19 protein-coding genes are annotated in these 23,520 nt (G+C 73.2%); 13 read left to right on the top strand and 6 right to left on the bottom strand.

Annotation, left to right across the window (positions count from 1 at the left end; all coding sequences use genetic code 11):
• The first annotated feature begins 404 nt into the window (after positions 1-404).
• The 3 genes from pdhA to ACFQ87_RS03170 are packed head-to-tail and all read left to right on the top strand — an operon-like array spanning position 405 to position 3,976.
• The gene (gene pdhA / locus ACFQ87_RS03180; protein WP_380608837.1) at positions 405-1,559 is read left to right on the top strand and encodes a pyruvate dehydrogenase (acetyl-transferring) E1 component subunit alpha; all 1,155 of its coding nucleotides are present in this window, start codon (positions 405-407) and stop codon (positions 1,557-1,559) included.
• Positions 1,559-2,533 carry an alpha-ketoacid dehydrogenase subunit beta gene (locus ACFQ87_RS03175; protein WP_380608836.1) on the top strand — a complete coding sequence of 325 codons (975 nt, stop codon included), beginning with the start codon at positions 1,559-1,561 and terminating at the stop codon, positions 2,531-2,533. The genes pdhA and ACFQ87_RS03175 overlap by 1 nt, the downstream gene beginning before the upstream one ends.
• Positions 2,534-2,548: 15 nt before the next feature.
• A complete protein-coding gene (locus tag ACFQ87_RS03170) occupies positions 2,549-3,976 on the top strand; it encodes a dihydrolipoamide acetyltransferase family protein (RefSeq protein ID WP_380608835.1) in 1,428 nt (475 codons plus the stop codon).
• An 80-nt stretch (positions 3,977-4,056) separates the two neighbouring features.
• On the opposite strand, the gene ACFQ87_RS03165 is transcribed toward ACFQ87_RS03170, so the two are convergent.
• The gene (locus ACFQ87_RS03165; RefSeq protein WP_380608834.1) at positions 4,057-4,983 is read right to left on the bottom strand and encodes an LPXTG cell wall anchor domain-containing protein; all 927 of its coding nucleotides are present in this window, start codon (positions 4,981-4,983) and stop codon (positions 4,057-4,059) included.
• Positions 4,984-5,187: 204 nt separating this feature from the next.
• On the opposite strand from ACFQ87_RS03165, the gene ACFQ87_RS03160 reads away from it, so the two are divergent.
• The 3 genes from ACFQ87_RS03160 (at position 5,188) to ACFQ87_RS03150 (ending at position 9,215) form a co-directional block, all read left to right on the top strand.
• Entirely contained in the window at positions 5,188-6,420 is a 1,233-nt protein-coding gene (locus ACFQ87_RS03160) for a benzoate/H(+) symporter BenE family transporter (protein ID WP_380608833.1), read from the top strand.
• Positions 6,421-6,578: 158 nt separating this feature from the next.
• Positions 6,579-7,811: a M64 family metallopeptidase gene (locus ACFQ87_RS03155; RefSeq protein WP_380608832.1), complete on the top strand. Its 1,233-nt coding sequence runs from the start codon at positions 6,579-6,581 to the stop codon at positions 7,809-7,811.
• A 60-nt stretch (positions 7,812-7,871) separates the two neighbouring features.
• A complete protein-coding gene (locus ACFQ87_RS03150; RefSeq protein ID WP_380608831.1) occupies positions 7,872-9,215 on the top strand; it encodes a nitrate/nitrite transporter in 1,344 nt (447 codons plus the stop codon).
• Positions 9,216-9,285: 70 nt separating this feature from the next.
• Here the strand turns inward: ACFQ87_RS03150 and ACFQ87_RS03145 are convergent, their stop codons facing one another.
• Both ACFQ87_RS03145 and ACFQ87_RS03140 read right to left on the bottom strand, forming a co-directional pair.
• Positions 9,286-10,113 (bottom strand): Bro-N domain-containing protein, encoded by an 828-nt coding sequence (locus ACFQ87_RS03145; protein WP_380608830.1) that lies wholly within the window; start codon positions 10,111-10,113, stop codon positions 9,286-9,288.
• Positions 10,114-10,271: 158 nt separating this feature from the next.
• Positions 10,272-11,093: a maleylpyruvate isomerase family mycothiol-dependent enzyme gene (locus ACFQ87_RS03140; protein ID WP_380608829.1), complete on the bottom strand. Its 822-nt coding sequence runs from the start codon at positions 11,091-11,093 to the stop codon at positions 10,272-10,274.
• 173 nt (positions 11,094-11,266) lie between these two features.
• Here ACFQ87_RS03140 and ACFQ87_RS03135 point away from each other — a divergent pair, with 173 nt between their 5' ends.
• From ACFQ87_RS03135 to ACFQ87_RS03125, 3 genes are all read left to right on the top strand, one after another.
• Complete coding sequence (locus ACFQ87_RS03135; protein ID WP_380608828.1) at positions 11,267-12,064, top strand: carbon-nitrogen family hydrolase; 798 nt, start codon at positions 11,267-11,269, stop codon at positions 12,062-12,064.
• Between the two features lie 138 nt (positions 12,065-12,202).
• A complete protein-coding gene (locus ACFQ87_RS03130) occupies positions 12,203-13,210 on the top strand; it encodes a GntR family transcriptional regulator (RefSeq protein ID WP_380608827.1) in 1,008 nt (335 codons plus the stop codon).
• 116 nt (positions 13,211-13,326) lie between these two features.
• The gene (locus ACFQ87_RS03125; protein WP_380608826.1) at positions 13,327-13,974 is read left to right on the top strand and encodes a hypothetical protein; all 648 of its coding nucleotides are present in this window, start codon (positions 13,327-13,329) and stop codon (positions 13,972-13,974) included.
• A 73-nt stretch (positions 13,975-14,047) separates the two neighbouring features.
• Here ACFQ87_RS03125 and ACFQ87_RS03120 read toward each other — a convergent pair whose 3' ends face one another.
• A complete protein-coding gene (locus ACFQ87_RS03120) occupies positions 14,048-14,833 on the bottom strand; it encodes an SLATT domain-containing protein (protein ID WP_380608825.1) in 786 nt (261 codons plus the stop codon).
• Between the two features lie 367 nt (positions 14,834-15,200).
• Here ACFQ87_RS03120 and purD point away from each other — a divergent pair, with 367 nt between their 5' ends.
• From purD to ACFQ87_RS03100, 4 genes are all read left to right on the top strand, one after another.
• Positions 15,201-16,448, top strand: a complete 1,248-nt coding sequence (gene purD / locus ACFQ87_RS03115) for a phosphoribosylamine--glycine ligase (RefSeq protein ID WP_380608824.1) — start codon at positions 15,201-15,203, stop codon at positions 16,446-16,448.
• Positions 16,449-17,163: 715 nt separating this feature from the next.
• Complete coding sequence (locus ACFQ87_RS03110) at positions 17,164-18,747, top strand: hypothetical protein (RefSeq protein ID WP_380608823.1); 1,584 nt, start codon at positions 17,164-17,166, stop codon at positions 18,745-18,747.
• A 294-nt stretch (positions 18,748-19,041) separates the two neighbouring features.
• Positions 19,042-20,580, top strand: a complete 1,539-nt coding sequence (locus tag ACFQ87_RS03105) for a N,N-dimethylformamidase beta subunit family domain-containing protein (RefSeq protein WP_380608822.1) — start codon at positions 19,042-19,044, stop codon at positions 20,578-20,580.
• An 89-nt stretch (positions 20,581-20,669) separates the two neighbouring features.
• The gene (locus ACFQ87_RS03100) at positions 20,670-21,569 is read left to right on the top strand and encodes a phosphoribosylaminoimidazolesuccinocarboxamide synthase (protein WP_380608821.1); all 900 of its coding nucleotides are present in this window, start codon (positions 20,670-20,672) and stop codon (positions 21,567-21,569) included.
• A gap of 41 nt (positions 21,570-21,610) precedes the next feature.
• Here ACFQ87_RS03100 and ACFQ87_RS03095 read toward each other — a convergent pair whose 3' ends face one another.
• Together ACFQ87_RS03095 and ACFQ87_RS03090 are read right to left on the bottom strand one after the other, a co-directional pair.
• Entirely contained in the window at positions 21,611-22,234 is a 624-nt protein-coding gene (locus tag ACFQ87_RS03095; RefSeq protein ID WP_380608820.1) for a response regulator, read from the bottom strand.
• A 13-nt stretch (positions 22,235-22,247) separates the two neighbouring features.
• A complete protein-coding gene (locus tag ACFQ87_RS03090) occupies positions 22,248-23,480 on the bottom strand; it encodes a sensor histidine kinase (RefSeq protein ID WP_380608819.1) in 1,233 nt (410 codons plus the stop codon).
• Between the last annotated feature and the right edge of the window lie 40 nt (positions 23,481-23,520).

The following is a 23,520-nucleotide window of genomic DNA, read 5'->3' as shown; positions in this document are numbered from 1 at the left end:
CCTACATGAGGCCTATCGTTCGCATCGGCGTAAAGACGTGATCCGGCCACAGTCGCCGAAACCGATACCGAGAACCCCCTTTCGTACGGGCGTCTGCCCGGATAACGTGCGCTGGTGTCCTGAAGGCGCTCGAATTGAGAGCTGCGTCACGCCGACCGTCACCCCCACCCTTCCGACGGCGAGCCCGGCGCGGCACCCTCGGGGTTGTAGGCCCTGAACAAGTAGGACGTCCTAGCGCAAGCGCGCCAAGGGCGGACGCTGGGTAACGTTCTCGTGAGGGACGCCGTCGGAACAGGATCACCACCTGCCACGCAGTAGGTGCGCACACCCACGCGCGCCCCGCGAGGCGGTGACCGGACCGGTCACCGGCGACCCCGGGCGGCCGGACAGACCGAGGAGTGAACGTGACCGTCAAAAGCACGGCGAGGGCTCGCAAGAAGGCGACCCCCGGCGTCCCTGACACCCTCCGCGCCACGGGTAAGGACGCCCAGCCGGAGCTCGTACAGCTGCTCACCCCGGAAGGCGAGCGGGTCGAGCACCCGGACTACCCCCTCACCACCACTCCGGAGGAGCTGCGCTCCCTCTACCGCGACCTGGTGCTGGTGCGCCGGTTCGACGGCGAGGCGACCGCCCTCCAGCGTCAGGGCGAGCTGGGCCTGTGGGCCTCGCTGCTCGGCCAGGAAGCCGCCCAGGTCGGCTCCGGTCGCGCCATGCGCACCGGCGACTACGCCTTCCCCACGTACCGCGAGCACGGCGTGGCCTGGTGCCGCGACGTCGACCCGCTGAACCTGCTCGGCATGTTCCGCGGCGTGAACCACGGCGGCTGGGACCCGAACGAGAAGAACTTCCACCTGTACACCATCGTGATCGGTGCGCAGGCCCTGCACGCCACCGGCTACGCGATGGGCATCACCAAGGACGGCGCCGACGACGCGGTGATCGCGTACTTCGGCGACGGCGCCTCCAGCCAGGGCGACGTCAACGAGGCCTTCACCTTCGCCTCGGTCTACAACGCGCCGGTGGTGTTCTTCTGCCAGAACAACCAGTGGGCGATCTCCGAGCCCACCACCACCCAGACCAAGATCCCGCTGTACCGCCGCGCCTCCGGCTTCGGCTTCCCGGGCGTGCGGGTGGACGGCAACGACGTGCTGGCCTGCCTCGCGGTCTCCCGCTGGGCGCTGGACTACGCCCGCAGCGGCAACGGCCCGGTGCTGATCGAGGCCTTCACCTACCGGATGGGCGCGCACACCACCTCCGACGACCCCACCCGCTACCGGCTCGCCGAGGAGACCGAGGCCTGGAAGGCCAAGGACCCGATCCTGCGGCTGCGCACCCTCCTGGAGAAGGAGGGCCTGGCGGACGAGGAGTTCTTCGCCGCCGTCGACGCCGAGAGCGAGCAGCTGGGCCTGCGGGTGCGCGAGGGCGTGCGCAGCATGCCGGACCCGGACCCGACGCTGATCTTCGACCACGTGTACAGCGAGCCGCACGCGCTGGTCGATGAGGAACGGGCCGAATACATCGAGTACGCGGCCTCTTTCGAGGCGGGGGAGAACCACTGATGGCCGGTCAGCTGAGCATCGCCAAGGCGCTCAACGAGGCGCTGCGCAAGTCGCTGGAGAACGACCCGAAGACCGTCCTGATGGGCGAGGACATCGGCAAGCTCGGCGGCGTCTTCCGGATCACCGACGGCCTGCAGAAGGACTTCGGCGAGGGCCGGGTGATCGACACCCCGCTGGCCGAGTCCGGCATCATGGGCACCGCGATCGGCCTCGCGCTGCGCGGCTACCGCCCGGTCGTGGAGATCCAGTTCGACGGCTTCGTCTACCCGGCCTTCGACCAGATCGTCTCCCAGTTGGCCAAGATGCACGCCCGTGCGCTGGGCCACGTCAAGATGCCGATCACCGTCCGCATCCCCTACGCGGGTGGTATCGGCGCGGTCGAGCACCACAGCGAGTCGCACGAGGCGTACTTCGCGCACACCGCCGGCCTGCGGGTGGTCACCCCGGCCAACGCGCACGACGCGCACTGGATGCTGCGGCAGTCCATCGAGTCGGACGACCCGGTCATCTTCCTGGAGCCCAAGCGGCGTTACTGGGACAAGGGCGAGGTCGGCGCCGCCGCCGACCTGGGCCTGCACGACGCCCGGATCGTCCGCCCCGGCACCGACGCGACGTTGATCGCGTACGGCCCGATGGTCAAGGTCTGCCTGGAGGCCGCCGCGGCCGCCGAGGAGGACGGCCGCCGGCTGGAGGTCGTCGACCTGCGCTCGCTCTCCCCGGTGGACTTCACCACCCTGGAGGAGTCGGTCAAGCGCACCGGGCGGGCCGTCGTGGTGCACGAGGCGCCGGTCTTCCTGGGCATGGGCGCCGAGCTGGCCGCCCGGCTCACCGAGCGGTGCTTCTACCACCTGGAGGCGCCCGTCCTGCGGGTCGGCGGTTACTTCGCGCCGTACCCGCCGTCCCGGGTCGAGGAGTCCTTCCTGCCCGACCTGGACCGCGTGCTCGACGCCGTCGACCGCGCGCTCGCGTACTGATACCGGGGAGCGAAGATGACCACCGAAGTTCGCTCGCTCCGCGAGTTCAAGATGCCCGACGTGGGCGAGGGCCTCACCGAGGCCGAGATCCTCAGCTGGTACGTCAAGCCCGGTGACACCGTCACCGACGGGCAGGTCGTCTGCGAGGTCGAGACCGCCAAGGCGGCCGTGGAGCTGCCGATCCCGTTCAACGGGGTCGTCGAGCAGCTCTTCTTCCCGGAGGGCGCGACGGTCGACGTCGGCACCGTGATCATCTCGGTCGCGGTGGCCGGCCAGGCCGGGGCCGCTCCGGCCGCCGTGCCCGCGCCCGCCCCCGCCGCCGAGGCGCCGGCCGCCGAGGCCGAGCCGGAGCGCCGGGAGGTGCTGGTCGGGTACGGCCCGCGCACCGGCGGCAGCCAGCGTCGGGCCCGGCGGACGACCACCACCAAGACCGTCACCGCGTCGAAGCCGGCTCCGGCCGCGCCCGCCGCCCCGGTCGCCCCGGCTCCGGCCGCGCCCGCCCCGGTGGCCGAAGTGCCGGTCGGTGAGCGGCCGTTGGCCAAGCCGCCGGTGCGCAAGCTGGCCAAGGACCTCGGCATCGACCTGCGGGCCGTCACCCCGACCGGCCCGGACGGCGTGATCACCCGCGAGGACGTGCACGCCCACGCCGCGGCCCAGGCCGCTCCGGCGGCTCCGGCCGTCGAGGTGACCGAGGCGGCCGAGGTCGCCGCGGTCGAGGTGCTGGTGTCCGCCCCCACCACGGGCGACGTCCGGGTGCCGATCAAGGGCGTCCGCAAGGCGACCGCGCAGGCGATGGTGGCCTCGGCCTTCACCGCCCCGCACGTCACCGAGTTCGTCCAGGTCGACGTGACCCGCACGATGAAGTTCGTCCGCCGGCTCAAGGAGAGCGGCGAGCTGGGCCGGGACGTCCGGGTCAGCCCGCTGCTGCTGGTCGCCAAGGCGCTGCTCACCGCGATCAAGCGCCACCCGGAGATCAACGCCCAGTGGGACGAGGCGGCCCAGGAGATCGTGATCAAGGGCCAGGTGAACCTCGGCATCGCCGCGGCCACCCCGCGCGGCCTGATCGTCCCGAACATCAAGGACGCCGGGTCCAGGACCCTGTCCGGCCTGGCCGTCGCGCTCGGCGAGCTGGTGGAGACCGCCCGCCAGGGCAAGACCTCACCGGCCGACATGCAGGGCGGCACGGTCACCATCACCAACGTCGGCGTCTTCGGCGTCGACACCGGCACCCCGATCCTCAACCCGGGCGAGGCGGCCATCCTCGCCTTCGGCGCGGTCCGGGAGCTGCCGTGGGTGCACAAGGGCAAGGTCGTCCCGCGCCAGGTCACCACGCTCGCGCTCTCCTTCGACCACCGGCTGGTGGACGGGGAGTTGGGCTCCAAGGTGCTGGCCGACGTGGCCGCGCTGCTGGAGTACCCGAAGCGCCTGATCACCTGGGGCTGACGGTTCGCCGGAAGTGAAGAAGGGGCCCTCCTCCGTACCGCCGTACGGAGGAGGGCCCCTTCGTCGTGCTCGCCCGTCGACTACCGCTGGGGACGGAGGCGGCGGACGGCGATCAGGACGCCGGCGCCGAGCGCGAGGAGCGCGGCGGCGGAGACGGCGAGGAAGGTGTTGGTCTCGGAGGCGCCGGTGTGGGCGAGCTCGGGGGTGCCGGCCGGGGCGGTGGTGGCCGGAGCGGAGGAAGTGGCCTGCGGAGCCGGGGACTTGGGGGTCTCGGCGGCGGGGGTGGGGGTCTCCTTGGCCGGGGTCTGGTCGGCGGCGGGCTCGGCGTGCTTGGTCTCCTTGGTCGGTGCGGGCTTGGGCTTGGCGGTCTGGGTCGGCTTCGCGGCGGGCGCGGTCTTGGGGTGGGTGACCTTCACGACGCGGTGGTCCCAGGACTCCTCCACACCCTTGTCGTTGCGGGCGTCCGTCACCAGGCTCAGTGCGGTCTGGTCCTTCGGCGAGTCGGGCGAGAGCGAGACTCGGAACATGAAGTTGGCGGCCCGGCCGTTGGCCAGCGGCTGCGCCAGGGAGGACGTGTCGGTGTCGAGCCCGTTGCAAGCCGGGAGGAGCTTCAGCGACTTCCAGGAACCGTGCTGCATGACCTCGACCCGCACGTCCTTGGCGCGCAGCGGGGTGCCCGGGTCGGCGATCGACAGGCCGAAGTTCGGCGCGGTCTTCGGGACGTCGGCCCCGGTGAAGTTGGTGATCGACAGGCCGAATTCGGTCCAGCCGCCGTCGGCGGCGATGCTGTCGGACTCGAAGACCCGGAAGCCTGCAGCCGGGACGGTCGGCTTGTCGACCGTGCGCGGAGCGCTGTACCGCACGTCGCCGCAGGCCCAGGCGGTGTCGGTGGCGAGGAACTGGACGCCGCCCGCGAGGACGGTGGTGGCGGCGAGGACGGCGACGCGTCGGCGGCCGGAGAAGGCGCGGTCGTTCTTCGCAAAACGGGTGATAACGGACGTGCGCATGACGTGACTCCCCAGGGTCATGTGTCTGACGGTGTGTGGGTGAAGACGACCGGCCCCGCTCCTCGTGAGCGGAAGCGCCCCCCGGCTCCGCCGGTCTCGCTCTCCGTGCCTTCATCCGTATAGACGTCCATCCCCGCCGGGGGTTGCAGGTCGGTTGAAAAGTTTTTTCGGGAGTCTTCGGCCTGGCTTCGGGATACTGCCGGAATGACGGATGAGCTGACGATCCGACCGGAGAAGACGGCGGTCGAGGGCGGGGAACGTCGGTCGCTGCGGCGGGACGTGTCGGGGCCGGCGCTGCTGGCGGGACTGGTGTGCGTCGCGGTGTCCTTCTCGGGGCCGCTGGTGGTGGTGCTGGCGGCGGCGGCCGCCGGGCGGCTGGACCAGGCGCACACCGCGTCCTGGATCTGGGCGGTGGCGATCGGCAGCGGGGTGAGCGGCTTCGTGCTCAGCTGGTGGACCCGGACGCCGGTGATCACCGCCTGGTCCACCCCGGGGACCGCGCTGCTGGTGACCAGCCTGGGTGACTACCCGTACCGGGAGGCGGTCGGGGCGTTCCTGGTGAGCGCCGCGGTGGTGACGCTGTTCGGGGTGACCGGCTGGTTCGGCCGGCTGATCGCGGCGGTGCCGGTGGGGATCGTGAACGCGATGCTGGCGGGCATCCTGTTCTCCTTCGGCGCCGGGATCTTCGGCGCCGTGCACAGCGCGCCGGTGCTGGTGGTGGGCGGCTTCGCGGCCTTCCTGCTGGCCAAGCGGTTCGCGCCCCGGTACGCCGTGCCGGTCGCGCTGCTGGTCGGCGGGGTGCTGGCGGCGCTGACCGTCGGACTGCCGCTGCACCTGGGCTCGGGCGGGCCGACCGTGCCGGTGCTGACGGTGCCGGCCTTCTCCTGGTCGGCCCTGGTGGGGCTGGCGCTGCCGCTCACCATCGTCACCCTGGCCTCGCAGAACGCCCCGGGCCTCGGGGTGATGCGGGCCTTCGGCTACCAGGCGGACGACCGGCTGCTGATCGGTTCGACCGGCGCGATGGCGATGCTGATGGCGCCGTTCGGCTCGCCCGGGGTGAACCTGGCGGCGATCACCGCGGCGATCTGCTCGGGCCCGGAGGCCCACCCGGACCCGCGCCGGCGGTACGTCGCGGGGATGTCCTCGGGCGTGCTGTACGTGCTGGTGGGCAGTTTCGGCGGGGTGCTGGTGAGCCTGTTCACCGGGTTGCCGAAGGAGTTGGTCGCGGTGATCGCCGGGGTCGCGCTGCTGGCCTCGCTGCAGGGCAGCCTGGCGGCGGCGGTCACCGAGGAGCGCGGGCGGGACGCGGCGGTGGTGACCTTCCTGGCGAGCGCCTCGGGGATGAGCCTGTTCGGCATCGGCTCGGCCTTCTGGGGGCTGCTCTTCGGGCTCGGGACGCACCTCGTGCTGAGCCTGGGGAAGCGCCGCCGGGATTGAGCTGGCGGGATTGATTGGCATGAATGGCGCGATAGGAATCGTTCGGCCAGGTCGGTGACATTTTCTTCGGCCGGTTGGGGTGACACGCCGGTCCGGGTACGTCTCCGCTCCACCACCCGGGCGACGCCGGGTGACCGGAGCCCCGAGGACGAACCCGTATGCCTTCTGGCACCCCAGGCCGTCTCGTCCGGAGTCTGGCCGCGTTCGTGCTGGTGTCCACCGCCGTACTCCCCGCCGCCCTGGAGGTGGTCGGCCCCTCGCCGTTCGGCGTGATCGGGGCGGGCGCCCCGGCCGACCGGGCGGTGCCGCCGCACACCTCGCTCCGCGCCGACCAGCGAATACCCGCGGCCGCCCCGACCTTCGACATACGCCGCACCGGGGACCCGGCCAACCGGATCACCCTGGTCCTGCTCGGCGACGGCTACACGGGCGACGAACAGGAGCTGTTCCGGCAGCAGGCCGACAAGGCCTGGCACGCGCTGATGGACATCGAGCCGTTCCGCACCTACCAGGGGTTCTTCAACATAAGGCGGGTCGAGGTGGTCTCCCCGGTCTCCGGGATAGCCGAGACCGAGGGCCGCGGCCGCAACCCCGCCACCCCGCTCGGGATGCACTTCTGGTGCGAGGGGACCGCCCGGCTGCTCTGCGCCGACGAGTCCGCCACCGCCCGGTACGCGGGGGACGGCACCGGGCCGCAGTACCTGATAGCGCTGGCCAACTCCGCCGAGTACGGCGGCGCCGGGGGCACCGGGGTGACCACCCTGGCCGGGGGCAGCCCGGACTCCGGGCGGATCATCCAGCACGAGATCGGGCACACCGTGGGGGACCTCGGGGACGAGTACGACAGCGCCCCGGACGACGCCGACTACCCGAACCTCTCCGCCCTCAACGCCGACGACATGCGCAAGAAGCAGACCAAGTGGTGGCGCTGGCTGGGCGCCGACTCCCCGGACGGCGCCGGGACCGTCGGGGCGTACCGCGGCGCCAACGGCCTCTACCGGCCCACCCCCGACTCGGTGATGCGCACCCTGGGCAGCACCTACAACCTGCCCTCGCGCGAGGCGATCATCGAGGAGGTGTACCGCAGGGTCCGGCCGACCGACGCCCCCTCACCGCCGCCCGGCGAGGTGGCCGGGCGCCCCCGGCTGGACGTCCGGCCGCTGCCGCTGACCGGCACCCGGCAGCTGAAGGTCGAGTGGAAGGTGGACGGCGTCCCGGTGACGCCGCAGACCCCGGGCGGCGGCTCGCTGGACACCGCGCAACTGGACCTGGCCCCGGGCCGGACGGCCACCGTCACCGCGACCGTCCGGGACACCACGGACTGGGTGCGGGACGAGGCCTTCCGGGACCGCTACATGACCAGGTCGGTGTCCTGGACGGTGACCGGCTGACGGGCCCGTCCTCACCCCAGGCTGGGCGTCCAATCATGGGATGACTAATCTGGACGAACTATGACCGTGGAGCCAGCTCGTTCAGCCCCGTCCCTGTCCGTCCCCGCTCCCCGACCCGCCGTCGAGCCCCTGACCGCCACCGCGCCCTCGCCGCCCGGCGGCCGCGCGGCCTGGCTGGCCTGGTCCATCGGCGTCAGCGTCTACGTCCTGGCCGTCATCCACCGCACCAGCCTCGGCGTGGCCGGACTGGACGCCGCCGAGCGCTTCGGCATCGGCGCCTCGGCGCTGTCCACCTTCTCGATCCTCCAGGTGCTGGTCTACGCGGCCATGCAGGTCCCGGTCGGGCTGCTGGTCGACCGGTTCGGGCCGCGCCGGGTGCTGCTGCTCGGCGTGCTGCTGCTGAGCACCGGCCAGCTGGCCTTCGCGTTCAGTTCCTCCTTCGCCCCGGCGCTGGCCTCCCGGGCGGTGCTCGGCTGCGGCGACGCGATGACCTTCATCAGCGTGCTGCGGATCGCCGCCCGCTGGTTCCCGGCGGCCAAGAACCCGTTCGTCGCCCAGCTGACCGGCCTGGCCGGGATGGGCGGCAACCTGGTCACCACGGTGGTGCTCGCCCGGGCGCTGCACAGCGAGGGCTGGACGCCCACCTTCGCCGCGATCGCGCTGCTCGGCGTGGCGGTGTTCGCGCTGGTCGCGCTCTTCCTGAAGGAGGCGCCCGCGCAGGAGGAGCCGGTCCGGCCGGTCGAGGGCCGCGAACGCCCGAGGATCCGCCGTCAGGTCCTCGACTGCTGGCGGGAGCCGGGCACCCGGCTGGGCCTGTGGATCCACTTCACCATCCAGTTCCCCGGCAACGCCTTCGGCCTGCTCTGGGGCATGCCCTACCTGGTCGAGGCGCAGGGCATGTCCCGGACCGCGGCCAGCGGGCTGCTGACCCTGCTGGTGCTCTCCAACATGACCTGCGGCTTCGTCTTCGGCCGGCTGCTCTCCCGCTCGGCGCGGGCCCGCATGCCCATCGTGCTCACCGCCATCGCCACCACCGCTCTCGGCTGGGCGCTGGTGCTGGCCTGGCCCGGCGGCCACCCGCCGATGTGGCTGCTGGTCGGGATCATCCTGGTGATGGGCAGCAACGGCCCGGCCTCACTGGTCGGCCTCGACTACGCGCGCTCCCGCAACCCGGTCGAGCGGCTCGGCACCGCCTCCGGCATCGTCAACATGGGCGGCTTCATCGGCACGATGATCACCCTGTTCGGCATCGGCGTACTGCTGGACGCGCTCTCCCCGGACGGCGTCGAGACCTACTCGGCCACCGCCTTCCGCTGGGCGTTCTGCTGGCAGTACGTCCCGCTGGCGGTCGGGACGGCGATGATCCTGCGGCTGCGGCGGAGGGTTATGGCGACGGGATCGTAGGGTTTCTGACCTGCGGAAACGCGATTACCCTAACTTGAAGTTAGGGTAATCCGTCACCGGCGGAGGCGGGTCAGCCGCCGTACTCACGCATGAGCTCAGCGATCTGTGGCGCCGTTCCGTAGATCCGGGCGCCGTGCATCTCCACGATCAACGCTCCTTGACCCGGCACTCGGTTGGGCCGAGGCTGCGCTGAGCGACGCAGACGGATCAAGTCCACCAGCTTCAGCTTCGGGCAGCCCGGAACGACCCGGCTGCCCCGGATGCCGACCCGCTCCCCGCCCGGGCAGGCGAAGTACGCGCCGTAGGGCGGCCCGCTGTCCTCCTCCCGGCTTGGTAGACGGAGGACCATCTCCCCGTGCCGGCAGTGGACCGTTCCGTCCGAGTGGACGGTCAGACCCGGCCAGTCCTCGTGGTCGATCTCCGCGACGATCTGTACCTGCTGCCCGATCGCCTCGGCCAGGGTCTCGGCCATCCGCTGCTGCTGGGTCGGGATGTCCGTATCCCCTCGGCGGATGGAGGGGAGGAGGTCTCGGGCGACCCACTCCTGGAAGGGCCGGGCATTGGATTTCCTCGACCTCATGACGAGGAGGTAGAGCCCTGCCTCACTGACGAGGCTCAGCAATGGATTTCCCCGGACGGATCCATTCCCACCTGCGGAAACGTCGTATGAGTGAGTTGAACTCACCCATACCGAGCGCATGTCGATGGTCCGCTTGTCGTCGGGGCCGACCATCTTGCTGGCCCAGCCCGGGCTGCCCCGGTCGAGTACGGCGCACACGTCCTTGGTCGCGAACCACGGCTCCCCGTCGATCATCACGACCCGGATCGGCTGCCCCGTGACCGGGAAGCTCGACCGCACCAGCACCATCTGCTCCTGCTGTTCCTGTCCGTCGTCCACGGGGACGCCCCTCCTTCTTCCGGGTGATGGCAGGACTGCCCGGAACAACGAGGCCAAACAGGTGAGGTGGCTGGTGCTGGGTTGACGCATGGACGCACGAGTGGTGCCGACCCGGCGCGCGTTGGTACGTGTACGCCGGGTGGCGCGCGCCGCAGGCGTCAGATGGTGACCGAGAAGTTGGCGAGCACCCGCTCGGCCAGCTCCTTGTCGCCCTCGACGCTCACCGGGCCGGGCCGGCCGCGCCCGCAGGCGAGCCGGACGTACGTCTCCCAGCCCATGGTGAGCTGGACGTCGGGGGCCAGGCTGATCGACTCGTCCACGGTGCCGCGCCCGGCGGCGTCCACCCGGACGGTGCGCAGGAACTCCACCGGGCCGGTGACGTCCAGCACCAGGGCCGTCCCGGCCGGGACGCCGGCGTTGTGGGCGACGGCCTTGGGCAGCCGCTCCAGCAGGAAGTCCCGGGTGATCAGCGCGCCCGGGGCGTCCAGGTTGCCGGGGGTCTCCAGGGCCCGGCGCAGGTCCTGCTCGTGCACCCAGACGTCGAACGCCCGCATCCGCAGCAGCTCGTGGTACGGGACGTTCCCGGCGAGCGGGCCGGCCGGCCAGCGCACCGGCTCGTCGGGCGTCTGCTTGGCGTTCCGCAGCGCGCGGGAGCGGCGGATGATCGTGTACTCCAGCTCGCTGGTCATCTCCAGCGCGGTGTGGCAGCGGCGCTTGTCGACCGGCAGCTCGACGTAGCGGGCGAACTCGGTGGTCACGTGGCGAAGATCACGCGGCAGCGAGTGGATCGGACGGGGATCGCCGAGCAGCTCCGACTCGACCGCGATCACGTGCGACACGATGTCCCGGACCGACCAGCCGGGGCACTCGGTCGCCCGGTTCCAGGATCCCTCGGGGAGGGGGGCGACCAGCTCCGATATGGACTCGATGCTGTGCGTCCACGCCTCGGTGTAAGCCTGCACGGTCTGGTTGTCCGTCACGGGAATCTCCGGCCCTCCGTCAGCTTTCCTACGATCCGCGCACGGTCATCGCGGCCGGCCGGGATGGTCCGGCTTCCGGGCGCTCACGCTAACCGCACGTTACGCTGCCGGGAGACAGCTGGGCAGCGCTTTCGGGTGACGATCGTAGGACTCTTGCCGTGGACGGTGGTACTGTGCGCGCTTCATTGATCCAACTCGCGGTCTCCGACGCCGAGCCGCCCGCAGAGCGGCGGGCCCGCGCCGCGGCGCTGGTACGGGCGCAGCAGGACGCCGACCTGGTGGTGCTGCCGGAGCTTTGGCCGCTCGGCGGCTTCGCCTACGACCTCTGGTCGGAGGGCGCCGAGACCTTGGACGGGCCCACCTCGGACGCGATGGCGGCCGCCGCCCGGGCCGCCGGGGTCTGGCTGCACGCCGGTTCGATCGTCGAACGCGACCCGGACGGGCCGATCTACAACACCTCGATGCTGTTCGCCCCGGACGGCGAGCTGGTGCACACCTACCGCAAGATCCACCGCTTCGGCTTCGACAGCGGCGAGGCGGTGGTGATGGGCGCCGGGCAGGAGATCGTCACCGCGCCCACCGACTTCGCCACCCTGGGCCTGGCCACCTGCTACGACCTGCGCTTCCCGGAGCTGTTCCGGGCGCTGCTGGACGCCGGCGCGCAGCTGCTGGTGGTCCCGGCCGCCTGGCCGGCGCGGCGGCGCGAGCACTGGACGCTGCTGGCCCGGGCGCGGGCGGTGGAGGAGCAGGCCTTCGTGCTGGCCTGCAACACCGCAGGGACGCACGCCGGGGTCGAGCAGGCCGGGCACAGCATCGTGGTGGACCCGTGGGGCCGGGTGCTGGCCGAGGCCGGGGACGACGAGCAGGTGCTGACCGTCGACTTCGACCCGGCCGAGGTGGGCAAGGCGCGTGAGGAGTTCCCGGTGCTGCGGGACCGCCTGCTCGGCATCCCGGCGCCCGTCCAGCGGTAGGGCCCGGGGCGTTCCGGAGGGTTGGTTCGTACCTGCTCCGGGCCGGTTTGAGAAGATGAGCACTCGTCGTGTTCCCTGCCGCTGGTCGGCCGGTCCGTCGCGGGTCGGCCTGGCGGCCTGCCCGAGGAGGTCGCGCGCATGTCCGGCAACGGCGCAAGCGACACCCCCCGTCCCGTCATCCACCGCAACAGCCTGCGCGAGCAGATCGCCGGCGCGCTGCGCGAGGAGATGATGGCCGGCCGGCTGGCGGCCGGCCGCAACTTCACCGTCAAGGAGATCGCCGAGCTGTACGGCGTCTCCGCGACCCCGGCCCGCGAGGCGCTGGTCGACCTCGGCGCCCAGGGGCTGCTGCGGGCCGAGCACCACCGCGGCTTCACGGTGCCGGAGCTGTGCTGGGAGGACTTCCTGGAGATCTTCGAGTCCAGGGTCCTGCTCACCGACAGCTTCTACCGTCAGTTCTCCACCCGCCGGGCGCTGCCCGACCTCACCCGGCTGCCCTCGCTGAGCCGCCGGGCCGACGCGGCGGTGCGGGCCGCCCGGGCCGGGAACCTGGACGTGATGGTGGGCTGCGACCGTCGGTTCTGGCAGGAGGTCTCCGCTCTGCTCGGCAACCGGCGGATCGGCGACTACCTGGACTGGCTCCGGGTGCAGTCCTGGATGTTCGCCGCGCCCTACCTGCGGGAGATGCCCACCCTGGCCGGGGTCTGCTGGGACCGCCACCTGGACCTGGTCGAGGCGATCGGGGCCCATGACCTCGAAGGCGCGCACCGGATCATCTGCGAGTACAACCTGTTCACCGTCCGGCTGCTGGCCGGGCTGGCCGGGCGCCCGCTGGAGTCGGTGACGGTGCTCGGGCTGCTCACCGAGGCCGCCGGCGCGGAGCCGCTGCCGGTACCCGTCGAGCCGCCGGTGTCCTCGCCGCCGTCCCTGGCGGAGCCCGCCGCGGAGCCCGGGACGGCCCGGGCCGGGCGGCCCCGGCAGGGCGGGGAGGTCGGCCGGGAGCTGGGCCGTGAACTGGGCCTGGGCCTCGGCCTGGTGCCGCAGCCGCGTCGGATGCCGCACGGGTGGTTCGGCCGGCGGCTGGCCGAGCCGCCGACCGAGGCTCCGCGGGGACGGCCCGATCCGCACGCCGCGCCGGGCCGGTAGGGTGGGCGGGCGTCGAACCCGGTGCCCTGGCAAGGGCCGTCCGGGTACCGACTCCGCCCCCCGTCGTCGCCCCGCCCCGCGGGCGATCCCCGCCGTCCGGAGAGGAACTGCCGGCCATGGCCTGCGACCTCTGGCTCGTCCCGCTGGTGGACGTGCTGAGCCACAGCCCCGACAACCCCTTCCGGGACGACCTCGCGCTCTACAACGCGGTGCTGACCTCCCGCGGGCTGCCCCAGGTGCCGGTCTACCAGTACGTCCCCGGGCTGAGCGGAGCGGTCGAGCCGATAGCCGCCTTCGACTACGACTCGCTGCACTTCCTGCGCCGCGCCTACCTGCTGGGCCTCACCGGTCTGGACATCACCCCGGTCGACGCGCTCGGCGGCGACTACGAGCAGCTGCTGGAGATGTTCGAGAGCAGCGCCGAACAGTCGCACCTGGTCTGGCACTTCGACCACGCCGGCGCGTACGTGCCGATCGAGTTCCCGACCCCGCTGGTGGACGACACGCTGCTCGCCGGAGGCGGCCCGCTCGGCTCCAGCCACGGGCTGCTGCGCGAACTGCAGGCCGTGGCACCGGCGCTGGGCATCGACCCGCTCAACCCGCCGGACCCGACCCGGCCGCTCGGCCCGACCGGTCTGGAGCAGCCGTTCGGGCCGCCGATCGACGACGTGCACCCCTTCGCCCGCGAGCGCCACGCCTGGTCGGGCCTGTACGCGGCGGCGACCCGGAGCCTCGCCCAGGGCTCGATGATCGTCTTCGCGTAGCGCCGTCCTGCTGGGGCGCGTCCGTCGATCCGCGCGCCCGGCGGGAATCGTCGGACACACCCAGGGGCGCGTCCTACCGCAGCGGACCCTCCGGCGGCCGCTGGCGCGGCATGGTGGGCCTGGTCCCCGGCGGCGGCAGCACCCGCACCTGGGCGCCCACCCCGGGCTCGGTGCGCCCGCCCCAGGCCCCCGGAGCCTGGGTGGGCAGCTGGGTCATCGAGGCGCGGAACTCCAGCATCCACTCCGAGGTCTCGGTGCGGACCATGTCCGAGACGTCCTCGCAGAACCGCCGCAGCACGCCCAGGCAGCGCTCGGCGGCCTCGCCCGCGGTGCCCTCGGTCGGGCCGAGCACCTCGCGCACGCACTCCGACGCCCAGTCGAACTGGAAGGCCTCCAGGCGGCGTTGCAGCGCCTGGGCGGTGGAGACGTCCCGCATCCAGCCGGAGGTGAGGCCGAAGGCCCGGTCGGTGCCGTAGCAGGCGGCGGCGAGCGCGAAGCCCACGTAGCCCCAGCCGGCGCCGTGCGAGAGCGCGCCGGTCAGGTCCACCAGCGGGGCGGTCACCCCGCCCACCGCGAAGCCGGCCGTGCCGAAGCGCAGCAGGCGCGCCCAGCGGCGCTTCCAGACCCGGTCCCGGCGGTACCACTCGATCGCCTCGACCGCCCGCTCCTCGGACCAGCGGTAGAGCTCCTCCAGCCGCTCGGCGGGCTCGCCCCAGTCCCCGAGCGGGAACTGCCGGGTGCTCAGATCGGTCCGGCGGCGGGTGGAGGCCCGCCGGGCGACGGCGGCGGCGGGCGGGTCCTCCTCGCCGATCTCCTTGCCCCAGGCACTCTCCTCGGGCTGCATTTCCGGCTGGCTCACCTGTGGGGCTCCCTGTGGCGGGCGGGCGGCTTGGTCTGGCGGCGCATCGGCTGACGTGGCGTCTGCCGGTGGTTGTCCAACAGCACTTCTTACCGCCAAATGGCTGACCGTGGGGGCGCTTCCACGGTGATCGTTATCGGTTTCGGCCACCGGAACCCGAGGTGAGCGGGTTGCGGGGGGCGGCGAGATTTCACCCGTCCGAGCGAGGCCCCGGTGACCCGCCGTCCTGACCCGGACACCCGCCGCGCATCCGGACCCTCCGGACTTGGAGGATCCTCCGGCGTAGTCGGCGTACGGAGCTCTTCTCCTGGAGGATCCCACGGGACCGGAGAGCGGCCGGAACGGGCCACCGACTACGCTGCCTGGCGTGAAGGTCCTCGTCATCGGCGGCGGCGCCCGCGAACACGCCCTGTGCCGCTCCCTGTCCCAAGATCCCTCCGTGACCGAGCTGCACTGCGCCCCGGGCAACGCCGGGATCGCCCGCGTCGCGACGGTCCACCCGGTCGACCAGCTGGACGGCGCCCAGGTCGCCGAACTGGCCGCGCGGCTGGGCGCCGACCTGGTCGTGGTCGGTCCCGAGGCCCCGCTGGTGGCCGGCGTCGCCGACGCCGTGCGCGCGGCCGGCATCCCGGTGTTCGGCCCCTCCGGCGCGGCAGCGCAGCTGGAGGGCTCGAAGGCCTTCGCCAAGGACGTGATGGCCGGGGCCGGGGTGCCCACCGCCCGCTCCTACGTCTGCACCACCCCCGAGGAGGCCGCCGCGGCGCTGGACGCCTTCGGCGCGCCGTACGTGGTCAAGGACGACGGCCTGGCCGCCGGCAAGGGCGTCGTGGTCACCTCCGACCGCGAGGCCGCGCTGGCGCACGCCGCCGCCTGCGAGCGCGTGGTCATCGAGGAGTACCTGGACGGCCCCGAGGTCTCGCTGTTCGCGATCACCGACGGCACCACCGTGCTGCCGCTGCAGCCCGCGCAGGACTTCAAGCGCGCGCTGGACGGCGACGAGGGCCCCAACACCGGCGGCATGGGCGCCTACTCGCCGCTGCCGTGGGCGCCGGACGGCCTGGTCGAGGAGGTCCTGGAGACCGTCCTGCAGCCGACCGTGGACGAGTTGCGCCGCCGCGGCACCGAGTTCTCCGGCCTGCTGTACGCGGGCCTGGCGCTCACCTCGCGCGGCACCCGGGTGATCGAGTTCAACGCCCGCTTCGGCGACCCGGAGACCCAGGTCGTGCTGGCCCGGCTGCGCACCCCGCTGGCCGGCATCCTGCTGGCCTCCGCCACCGGCACCCTGGACCAGCTGGAGCCGCTGCGCTGGGACGAGGGCGCCGCCGTCACCGTGGTGGTCGCCTCCGAGGGCTACCCGGCCGCGCCGCGCACCGGCGACCCGATCGAGGGCCTGGCCGAGGCCGAGGCGGACGGCACCGCGTTCGTGCTGCACGCCGGCACCAAGGCGGACGAGGACGGCCGGGTGCTGAGTGCCGGCGGCCGCGTCCTGTCGGTCACCGCGACCGGCGCCGACCTGGCCGAGGCGCGCGACCGCGCGTACGCCGCCGTGGACCGGATCTCCCTCAAGGGCGGGCAGCACCGCACCGACATCGCGCTCAAGGCGGCCACCGCCTGAGGCGCCGACACCCCCTGCGGCCCCCGTGCGAATCGCTCGCACGGGGGCCGCGCTCGTCACGAGCGAGCCGATCGCTCGCATGGGGGGCGCTCGTCAGACGCGAGCGAGCCGAAGGGCCGCGCCGGTGCCGAAGGGGAGAAGCGACCAGCGAGGTGCGAGCGCCGGAGCACCGACCGTCGGCACCGGGTCCGAGCGACCCGGAGGCGAGCGAGCCCCGAAGAGGGGGAAACAACCCGCAGGGCGCAGCGCCCTCGGCGTTTCCCGGGCCGGAGCGGTTCCGGGGGCCGACGCACCGTTCGGCGGCCGGATTCCAGCCCATCGGGTGACAGCAACCGCATCCAGCTGACGTAACCGCGTGCTCGGCCTTATGGTGCGCTGGATCGCAGTGCGACGGGGCCGTGCGCCGGGGTCGCCGCCGGGTAGCGGCGCGCCCGCGGGGGGATGCTGGACGGCGTCCGGCCGGGCGGTCGCCCGGGTGCTTCGCACCGGACCGGTCGCAGGCGTCCGGAATCCGGGCGGCGTCACCGGGACGAGTGGAAACCGGGTCGTTCCGGAACGCCCGCCCGGACCGGGGCGTCGAAAATGTCAGTAGCGCCACACAGCCTGCACTGCCGGGAATCGGACGCCTCCGCTTCCCGGTCGGAACTGATCATTTCGAGTCGGCTCAGGGCCCGGATCCGGGCGCCCGAGGGCTCCGAAGGGGGTGCCGCACCGTATGGCCGCAGTCGACACCGCGCGCGCTCACGCCCAGGCGGTCCTGCGGGTCCGAGGCCTGGCCCTGGCCGCCGCCGTCGTGCCCGCCGCCGTCACGGTGGTCCTGCTCGCGGGCCGGTTCACCGGCCGGATCGGTGCGCCCGGCGCCCCGGACGCCGCCGGCTGGGACGCCGCCCGCTGGGCCTTCGGCGCGGTCGCCGCGCTGACCCTGCTGGTGGCCGGGCTGACCGCCTGCGCCTACCGCCGGGCCGTCCCGCCGCAGATCCCGGCCGTCCCGGTCGCCCGGGCCGAGGCCCCCGAGCTGTACCGGCTGATCGGCGAACTGGCCGACCGGCTGGACGTGCCCGCGCCCTCCGCCATCGCCCTCACCCCGGACTGCGACAGCTGGCTGGAGGACCTCCCGCCGGTGCGGCGGCCCGGACCGCTGCGGCCGCACCCCGTGTCGCCCGCGCCGGTTCTGGTGATCGGCTCGCCGTTCCTGTGGTGGATGCGGGCCAGCGAACTGCGCGCCCTGCTGGCCCCCGTGGTGGCCGGCACCGCCGCCTCCGCCGACCCGGAGATCGCCGCCGCCCGCCGCTTCCTGCGCAGCCTGGACGCCTGTCTGGACTCCGGCGGGGGTGCGGCCCCCGGGCTCGGCGGCGGCACCCTGGCCGCCCCGCCCCGGCCGCCCCGCCGCGGCCCGGCCGCGCTCGCCGACCGGATCACCCGACGGATCACCCGCCGGATGCTCGGCGCCTGTCGGGGCCACTCCGCCGAGCTGGAGCGCTCCGTCGCGAGCTGGGCCTCCGAGCAGGCCCGGACGGTCGACTACGGCCTGCGGATCGCCGCCCAGGAGCAGGTGGGCCTGGCCTACGCCGGCTGGGACCGGCTGCTCACCCGGGTCGCGCTGCCCGCCTGGCGGCTCGGCCGCCACCCCGCGCACCTCAACGCCGGGGTGGCCGCCGCGCTCACTGAGCTGTCCCGCCGCGACCGGCTGGCCGACGGCTACGGCAACCGGCTCGGCGACCGCCCCGCCTGCGACCTGCTGGAGGAGCCCGGCACCGTGGACCGGGCGGTCTCCCGGCTCGCGGCCGAGCTGTTCTTCGGCCGCCCGCCGGTCGGCGCCTGGGACGAGCTGGAGTGGGCCGACTACCCGGCCGACGTGGTGGACGCCGGCTGGCGGGCCCGCGCCGCCACCCTGCAGTCCGCCCTGGACCGACTCGCCCCGCAGTCCCGCCCCGGCGCCCCGACCCTCACCCGGCTGCTGGTCCGGCTCGCCGAGGGTGACGGCGAACGGCTCGCCGCCGCGCTCGCCGCCCAGCTCGCCCGCACCACCGCACCGGCCCCGCTGCTCGAACCCGCCCGCACCGGCCGCGACCTGCTGGTCGACCACGTCACCGCGATGGTCTGCTGCGCGGCCGTGGACACCGCCGGCGGCGCCCCCGGCCTGGACTGGCTGGACGGCCCGGTGCTGCTGCTCGGCGGGGTCCGCCGCACCGACCTGGCCGGCCCGGTCGCCCAGGCCGTCGAGCAGGGCCAGGACGGACCGCTGCGCGCCTGGCTGGACGCCGCCGAGGTCCGCCTGGAGAAGCCCGTGCGCCTCTAGGGCGCGGTTGACCGTCAAGGCGCGGCCGACCGTTCCCACCGGACACGAACGGCCCGACAGGCCACTGACGCCCCATCGGTCGCAGACGGCGCTCGGCGCCCCGGCACGCGCCCCTGTCGGGCCCGCCTCCGGCCGTCTCCGCAGGCCGGAGGCCCTGTCCGGACGGCTCGCGAGATTCCCGACACCAATTGCTACCGTAGGGTGACGCAGCGCCAGCACTGTGTGGTGTATTAGACCGCACGCACACCCGGGGGGCACGTGCCAACCGGACGGAAGTGCACCTGGGAGGGGCGCGTGGGGACCGAACTCAACCGCCGCTGGGAGTCGGGAACGCACGCCTACAGCGTCTCCGACCCCTTCGGCCAGGGCCCGCTGCCCTGGCTGCGCAGCCCCGACCAGTACCTGGCGGGGGCGGAGGGCGCCGTGCCCTGGTACGTCTCGGTGGACGCGCCCGGCCAGCAGCCGCTGTCGGCCGGTGCGCGGACCAAGCCGCCGGTCGGCACCCCGCAGAGCTCCAACGACGTGGACCAGCAGATCAAGGGCTTCGCCTCGGCCGGGGTGGTCCGTCCCGGCGGTTCGGTGGACTTCCGGGTCACCGTCAACCCGCCCCGTGACTTCACCGTGAGCGTCTACCGGATCGGCCACTACGGCGGCGACGGCGCCCGCCACATGACCGACAGCCCACTGGTGGCCGGCCTCGCCCAGCCGGCCCCGTTGGTGGTCGAGCGGACGGTCTCCTGCCACCACTGGTGGCACTCCTGGCGGCTGCAGATCCCGGCGCACTGGAAGCCCGGCGCGTACGTCGCCGTGCTGACCACCGCGGACATGCTGCACCGCAGCCACATCCCCTTCACCGTGCGGGACTTCGCGGACCAGGGGCGCAAGGCCGAACTGCTCCTGGTGCTCCCGGACGTGACCTGGCAGGCGTACAACCTGTTCCCCGAGGACGGCCGCACCGGCGCCAGCCTCTACCACGCCTGGGACGGCCGGGGCGGTCTGGTCGGCGAGCCGGAGGCGGCCGTCACCGTCTCCTTCGACCGCCCGCACGCCACCGCCGGTCTGCCGCTGCACGTCGGCCACGCGTACGACTTCATCCGTTGGGCCGAGCGCTACGGCTACGACCTCTCCTACGCCACCGCCACCGACCTGCACGCCGGCCTGGTGGACCCGGCCGAGCACCGGGCGCTGGTCTTCCCCGGCCACGACGAGTACTGGTCCGAGCCGATGCGCCGGGCCGCCGAGCGGGCCCGGGACGGCGGCACCTCGCTGGTCTTCCTGTCCGCCAACACCATGTACTGGCGGGTCGAGCTGACCGCCGCCGCCTCCGGCGAGCCGCACCGGCTGCTCAACTGCCGGAAGCGGCAGAAGGTCGCGCCCGGCAGCCCGGCCGCCGGGGTGCCCGGCGCGGCCAGCGCGCTGTGGCGGGACGCCGGCGAGCCCGAGCAGCACCTGCTCGGCGTGCAGTACTCGGGCCGGGTCGCCGCGCCCGTCCCGCTGGTGGCACGGCACACCGCGCACTGGCTCTGGGACGGCACCGGGCTGCAGGAGGGCGACGAGCTGCCCGGCCTGGTCGCGGGGGAGGCCGACCGGTACTACCCCAAGGTTGCGTTGCCCGAGCACACCGAGCGGGTGCTGCTGGCGCACTCCCCGTACCAGGACCTGTCCGGCCGCACCCGCTACCAGGAGACCTCGCTGTACCGGGCACCCAGCGGTGCGTACGTCTTCGCGGCCGGCACCTTCGCCTGGTCGCCCGCGCTGGGCCGCCCGGGACTGACCGACGAACGGATCCAGCGGGCCACCGCCAACCTGCTGGACCGGCTCTGCAAGAACTGACGTTCAGCGGTCGTGAAAGACTGCGGGGGCAGTGACCTCCCCTTTCGCGGTGCCCCACGCCCGTGAACGACCCCTGAGGACTGAACACCTTGAGCGGATTTGTCACCAAGCCCGAGCCCGTCCAGGTACCCGGCCTGGTCCACCTGCACACCGGCAAGGTGCGCGACCTGTACCGCACCGAGTCGGGCGAGCTGGTGATGGTCGCCAGCGACCGGATGTCCGCCCACGACTGGGTGCTGCCGAACGAGATCCCGGACAAGGGGCGCATCCTCACCCAGCTCTCGCTGTGGTGGTTCGACCGGATCGCCGACATCGTCCCCAACCACGTGATCTCCACCGAGATCCCGGTCGGCGCCCCGGCCGACTGGAAGGGCCGCACGCTGGTCTGCAAGAGCCTGGAGATGATCCCGGTCGAGGCGGTCGCCCGCGGCTACCTGGCCGGCTCCGGCCTGACCGAGTACAACGAGAGCCGTACGGTCTGCGGCATCGCCCTGCCGGAGGGCCTGGAGAACAGCTCCGAGCTGCCCGCCCCGATCTACACCCCGGCGCTCAAGGCCGAGGTCGGCGAGCACGACGAGAACGTCCCCTACGAGGAGACCGCCCGCCGGATCGGCGCCGAGCTGGCCAGCCAGCTGCGCCGCACCACCCTGGACATCTACGCCCGAGCCCGGGACATCGCCCGCGAGCGCGGCATCATCCTGGCCGACACCAAGTTCGAGTTCGGCCTGCTGGACGGCGAGCTGGTGATCGGCGACGAGGTGCTCACCCCGGACTCCTCCCGCTACTGGCCGGCCGACGAGTACCAGCCGGGCCGCTCGCAGTCGTCCTTCGACAAGCAGCTGATCCGCGACTGGCTGGTCTCCCCGGCCTCCGGCTGGGACCGCTACAGCGAGCAGCCGCCGCCGGAGCTGCCGGCCGAGGTGGTCGAGCAGACCCGGGCCAAGTACATCGAGGTGTACGAGCGGCTGACCGGCACCGGCTGGGTCTGATCCGCGGCGGTGACGCCCGCGAGCACGAGGTCGGACAGGCCTCAGATCCAGCCGTGCTCGCGGGCGATCCGCACCGCCGCGTGCCGGTTCTCCGCGCCCAGCTTGGTGGCCGCCGAGGACAGGTAGTTGCGCACGGTGCCCGGGGAGAGCGCGGCCCGTTCGGCGATCTCCGCGATCGGGGTACCGTCCGCGGCCAGCTCCAGGACGTCCGTCTCGCGCGGGGTCAGCGGGGTCTCCCCGGCGCTGATCGCGTCCGCCGCCAGCTCCGGGTCCACGTACCGTCCGCCGGAGCGCACGGTGCGGATGATGCCGGCCAGGTCGGCCGCCGAGACGGTCTTCGGCAGGAAGCCGCGCACCCCGACCTCCAGCGCCCGCTTCAGGTAGCCCGGGCGGCCGTGGCCGGTGACGATCATGCAGCGGCAGTCCGGCAGCAGCCGGCGCAGCTCGGTGGCCGTCTCGATGCCGTCCTTGCCGGGCATCTGGAGGTCCAGCACCGCGATGTCGGGCCGGTGCGACTGGGCCATCGCCAGCGCCTCCGGGCCGGAGCCGGCCTGGGCGACCACCTCGATGTCGTCCTCCAGCGAGAGCAGCGCGGCCAGCGCGCCGCGGATCAGGTGCTCGTCGTCGGCGAGCAGGACGCGTACGGGCGCGGTGTTCTGGGTCATCGGGCAGCCTCTCTCAGCATGGCAGCGGTACGGCGGCGAGCATCCGGAAGGTGCCCGGTGCGGCCGTCGGAACGGTCAACTCGCCGTCGTGGGCGGCGAGCCGCTCGCGCAGGCCGCGCAGCCCGGTGCCGGCGCCCTGGGAGGGGATCGGGACCTCGGGCACCCCGTCGTTCTCCAGTTCCAGCACCGCCCGGTCGCCCTCGCGCCGCAGCCGGATCAGGCAGTGGGCGGCCTCGCTGTGCCGCAGCACGTTGGTGGTGGCCTCGCGGATCACCCAGCCGAGCACCGACTGCACCGGCAGCGGCAGCCCGTCGGCGTTCTCGCCCAGGTCGATCTCGCAGGCGATGTCGGCGGAGCGCAGCACCGCCCGGGCGCCGATCGCCTCGGCGTGCAGGTCGGCGGTGCGGTAGCCGCGGATGACGTCCCGGACCTCGCGCTGCGACTCCTGGGCGATCCGTTGCACCTCGGCCATCTGGTCGGCGGCCTCCGTGCGCCCGCGCCGGGCGAGTTGGACGGCGAGCTCGCTCTTCAGCGCGATGGTGGTCAGGTTGCGGCCCATCACGTCGTGCAGGTCGCGGGAGAACCGCAGCCGCTCCTCGGCGACGGCGAGCCGGGACTGCGCCTCGCGGGCGGCGTCCAGCTCCCAGACGATCGCGGTCACCCAGGCGAAGCTGCGGCAGCTGCCGGTCAGCACGAGGGTGCCGAAGACCGCTCCGCAGACCCATCCGAAGGTGGTGGCGGAGCTGATGCCGGCCAGCAGCATCGCCGGGGCGATCACCAACGGCAGACCGATTCCGGCGAGGAAGGCCCACCGCCACCGCAGGCCCACCCCCGTGGGACCCGCGGTGGCTCCGACCAGGGCGGCGGCGATCACCGAGGTGAACGGCGGGCCCGGGTGGGGCGACAGCCCGTCGGAGGACGGGCCGAGCAGCAGGACGGTCCAGGAACCGGCCACGGTCAGGACGGCGTTGACGATCAGCCAGCGCCGGTACGGGCTGGGCCGCCCCAGGTAGCGGTCGAGCGAGGTCCGGTACGCCCGGAGGGTGACCAGGATGGAGGCGAGCGACAGGACCAGGGCGACCTGGGCGGCGGTGGTCGTGCCCTGCACCCTCACGGAGGAGGCGCTGGCCAGCAGGTTTATCGGCAGCATGAACCACGCCACCATGTAGAGCGACCACCGGAAGTACAGCTCGGCGCGCTGTGGCTTGCCGTAGCCCTTCCAGCGGCGGATCGGCCCCCGGACCATCGCAGTGCTCCCCGTCTGATCACGATCGTTGCGCTGCCTT

It is taken from the genome of Kitasatospora sp. NPDC056531, assembly GCF_042794375.1.
GTDB lineage: Bacteria > Actinomycetota > Actinomycetes > Streptomycetales > Streptomycetaceae > Kitasatospora.
This window is presented reverse-complemented; position numbering and strand designations above follow the sequence as displayed.

Coding starts and splice junctions, on each gene's coding strand:
- ACFQ87_RS03175 (WP_380608836.1), top strand. CDS start 1,559: ATGGCCGGTCAGCTGAGCATCGCCAAGGCGCTCAACGAGGCGCTGCGC.
- ACFQ87_RS03170 (WP_380608835.1), top strand. CDS start 2,549: ATGACCACCGAAGTTCGCTCGCTCCGCGAGTTCAAGATGCCCGACGTG.
- ACFQ87_RS03165 (WP_380608834.1), bottom strand. CDS start 4,983: ATGCGCACGTCCGTTATCACCCGTTTTGCGAAGAACGACCGCGCCTTC.
- ACFQ87_RS03160 (WP_380608833.1), top strand. CDS start 5,188: ATGACGGATGAGCTGACGATCCGACCGGAGAAGACGGCGGTCGAGGGC.
- ACFQ87_RS03155 (WP_380608832.1), top strand. CDS start 6,579: ATGCCTTCTGGCACCCCAGGCCGTCTCGTCCGGAGTCTGGCCGCGTTC.
- ACFQ87_RS03150 (WP_380608831.1), top strand. CDS start 7,872: ATGACCGTGGAGCCAGCTCGTTCAGCCCCGTCCCTGTCCGTCCCCGCT.
- ACFQ87_RS03130 (WP_380608827.1), top strand. CDS start 12,203: ATGTCCGGCAACGGCGCAAGCGACACCCCCCGTCCCGTCATCCACCGC.
- ACFQ87_RS03125 (WP_380608826.1), top strand. CDS start 13,327: ATGGCCTGCGACCTCTGGCTCGTCCCGCTGGTGGACGTGCTGAGCCAC.
- ACFQ87_RS03110 (WP_380608823.1), top strand. CDS start 17,164: ATGGCCGCAGTCGACACCGCGCGCGCTCACGCCCAGGCGGTCCTGCGG.
- ACFQ87_RS03095 (WP_380608820.1), bottom strand. CDS start 22,234: ATGACCCAGAACACCGCGCCCGTACGCGTCCTGCTCGCCGACGACGAG.
- ACFQ87_RS03090 (WP_380608819.1), bottom strand. CDS start 23,480: ATGGTCCGGGGGCCGATCCGCCGCTGGAAGGGCTACGGCAAGCCACAG.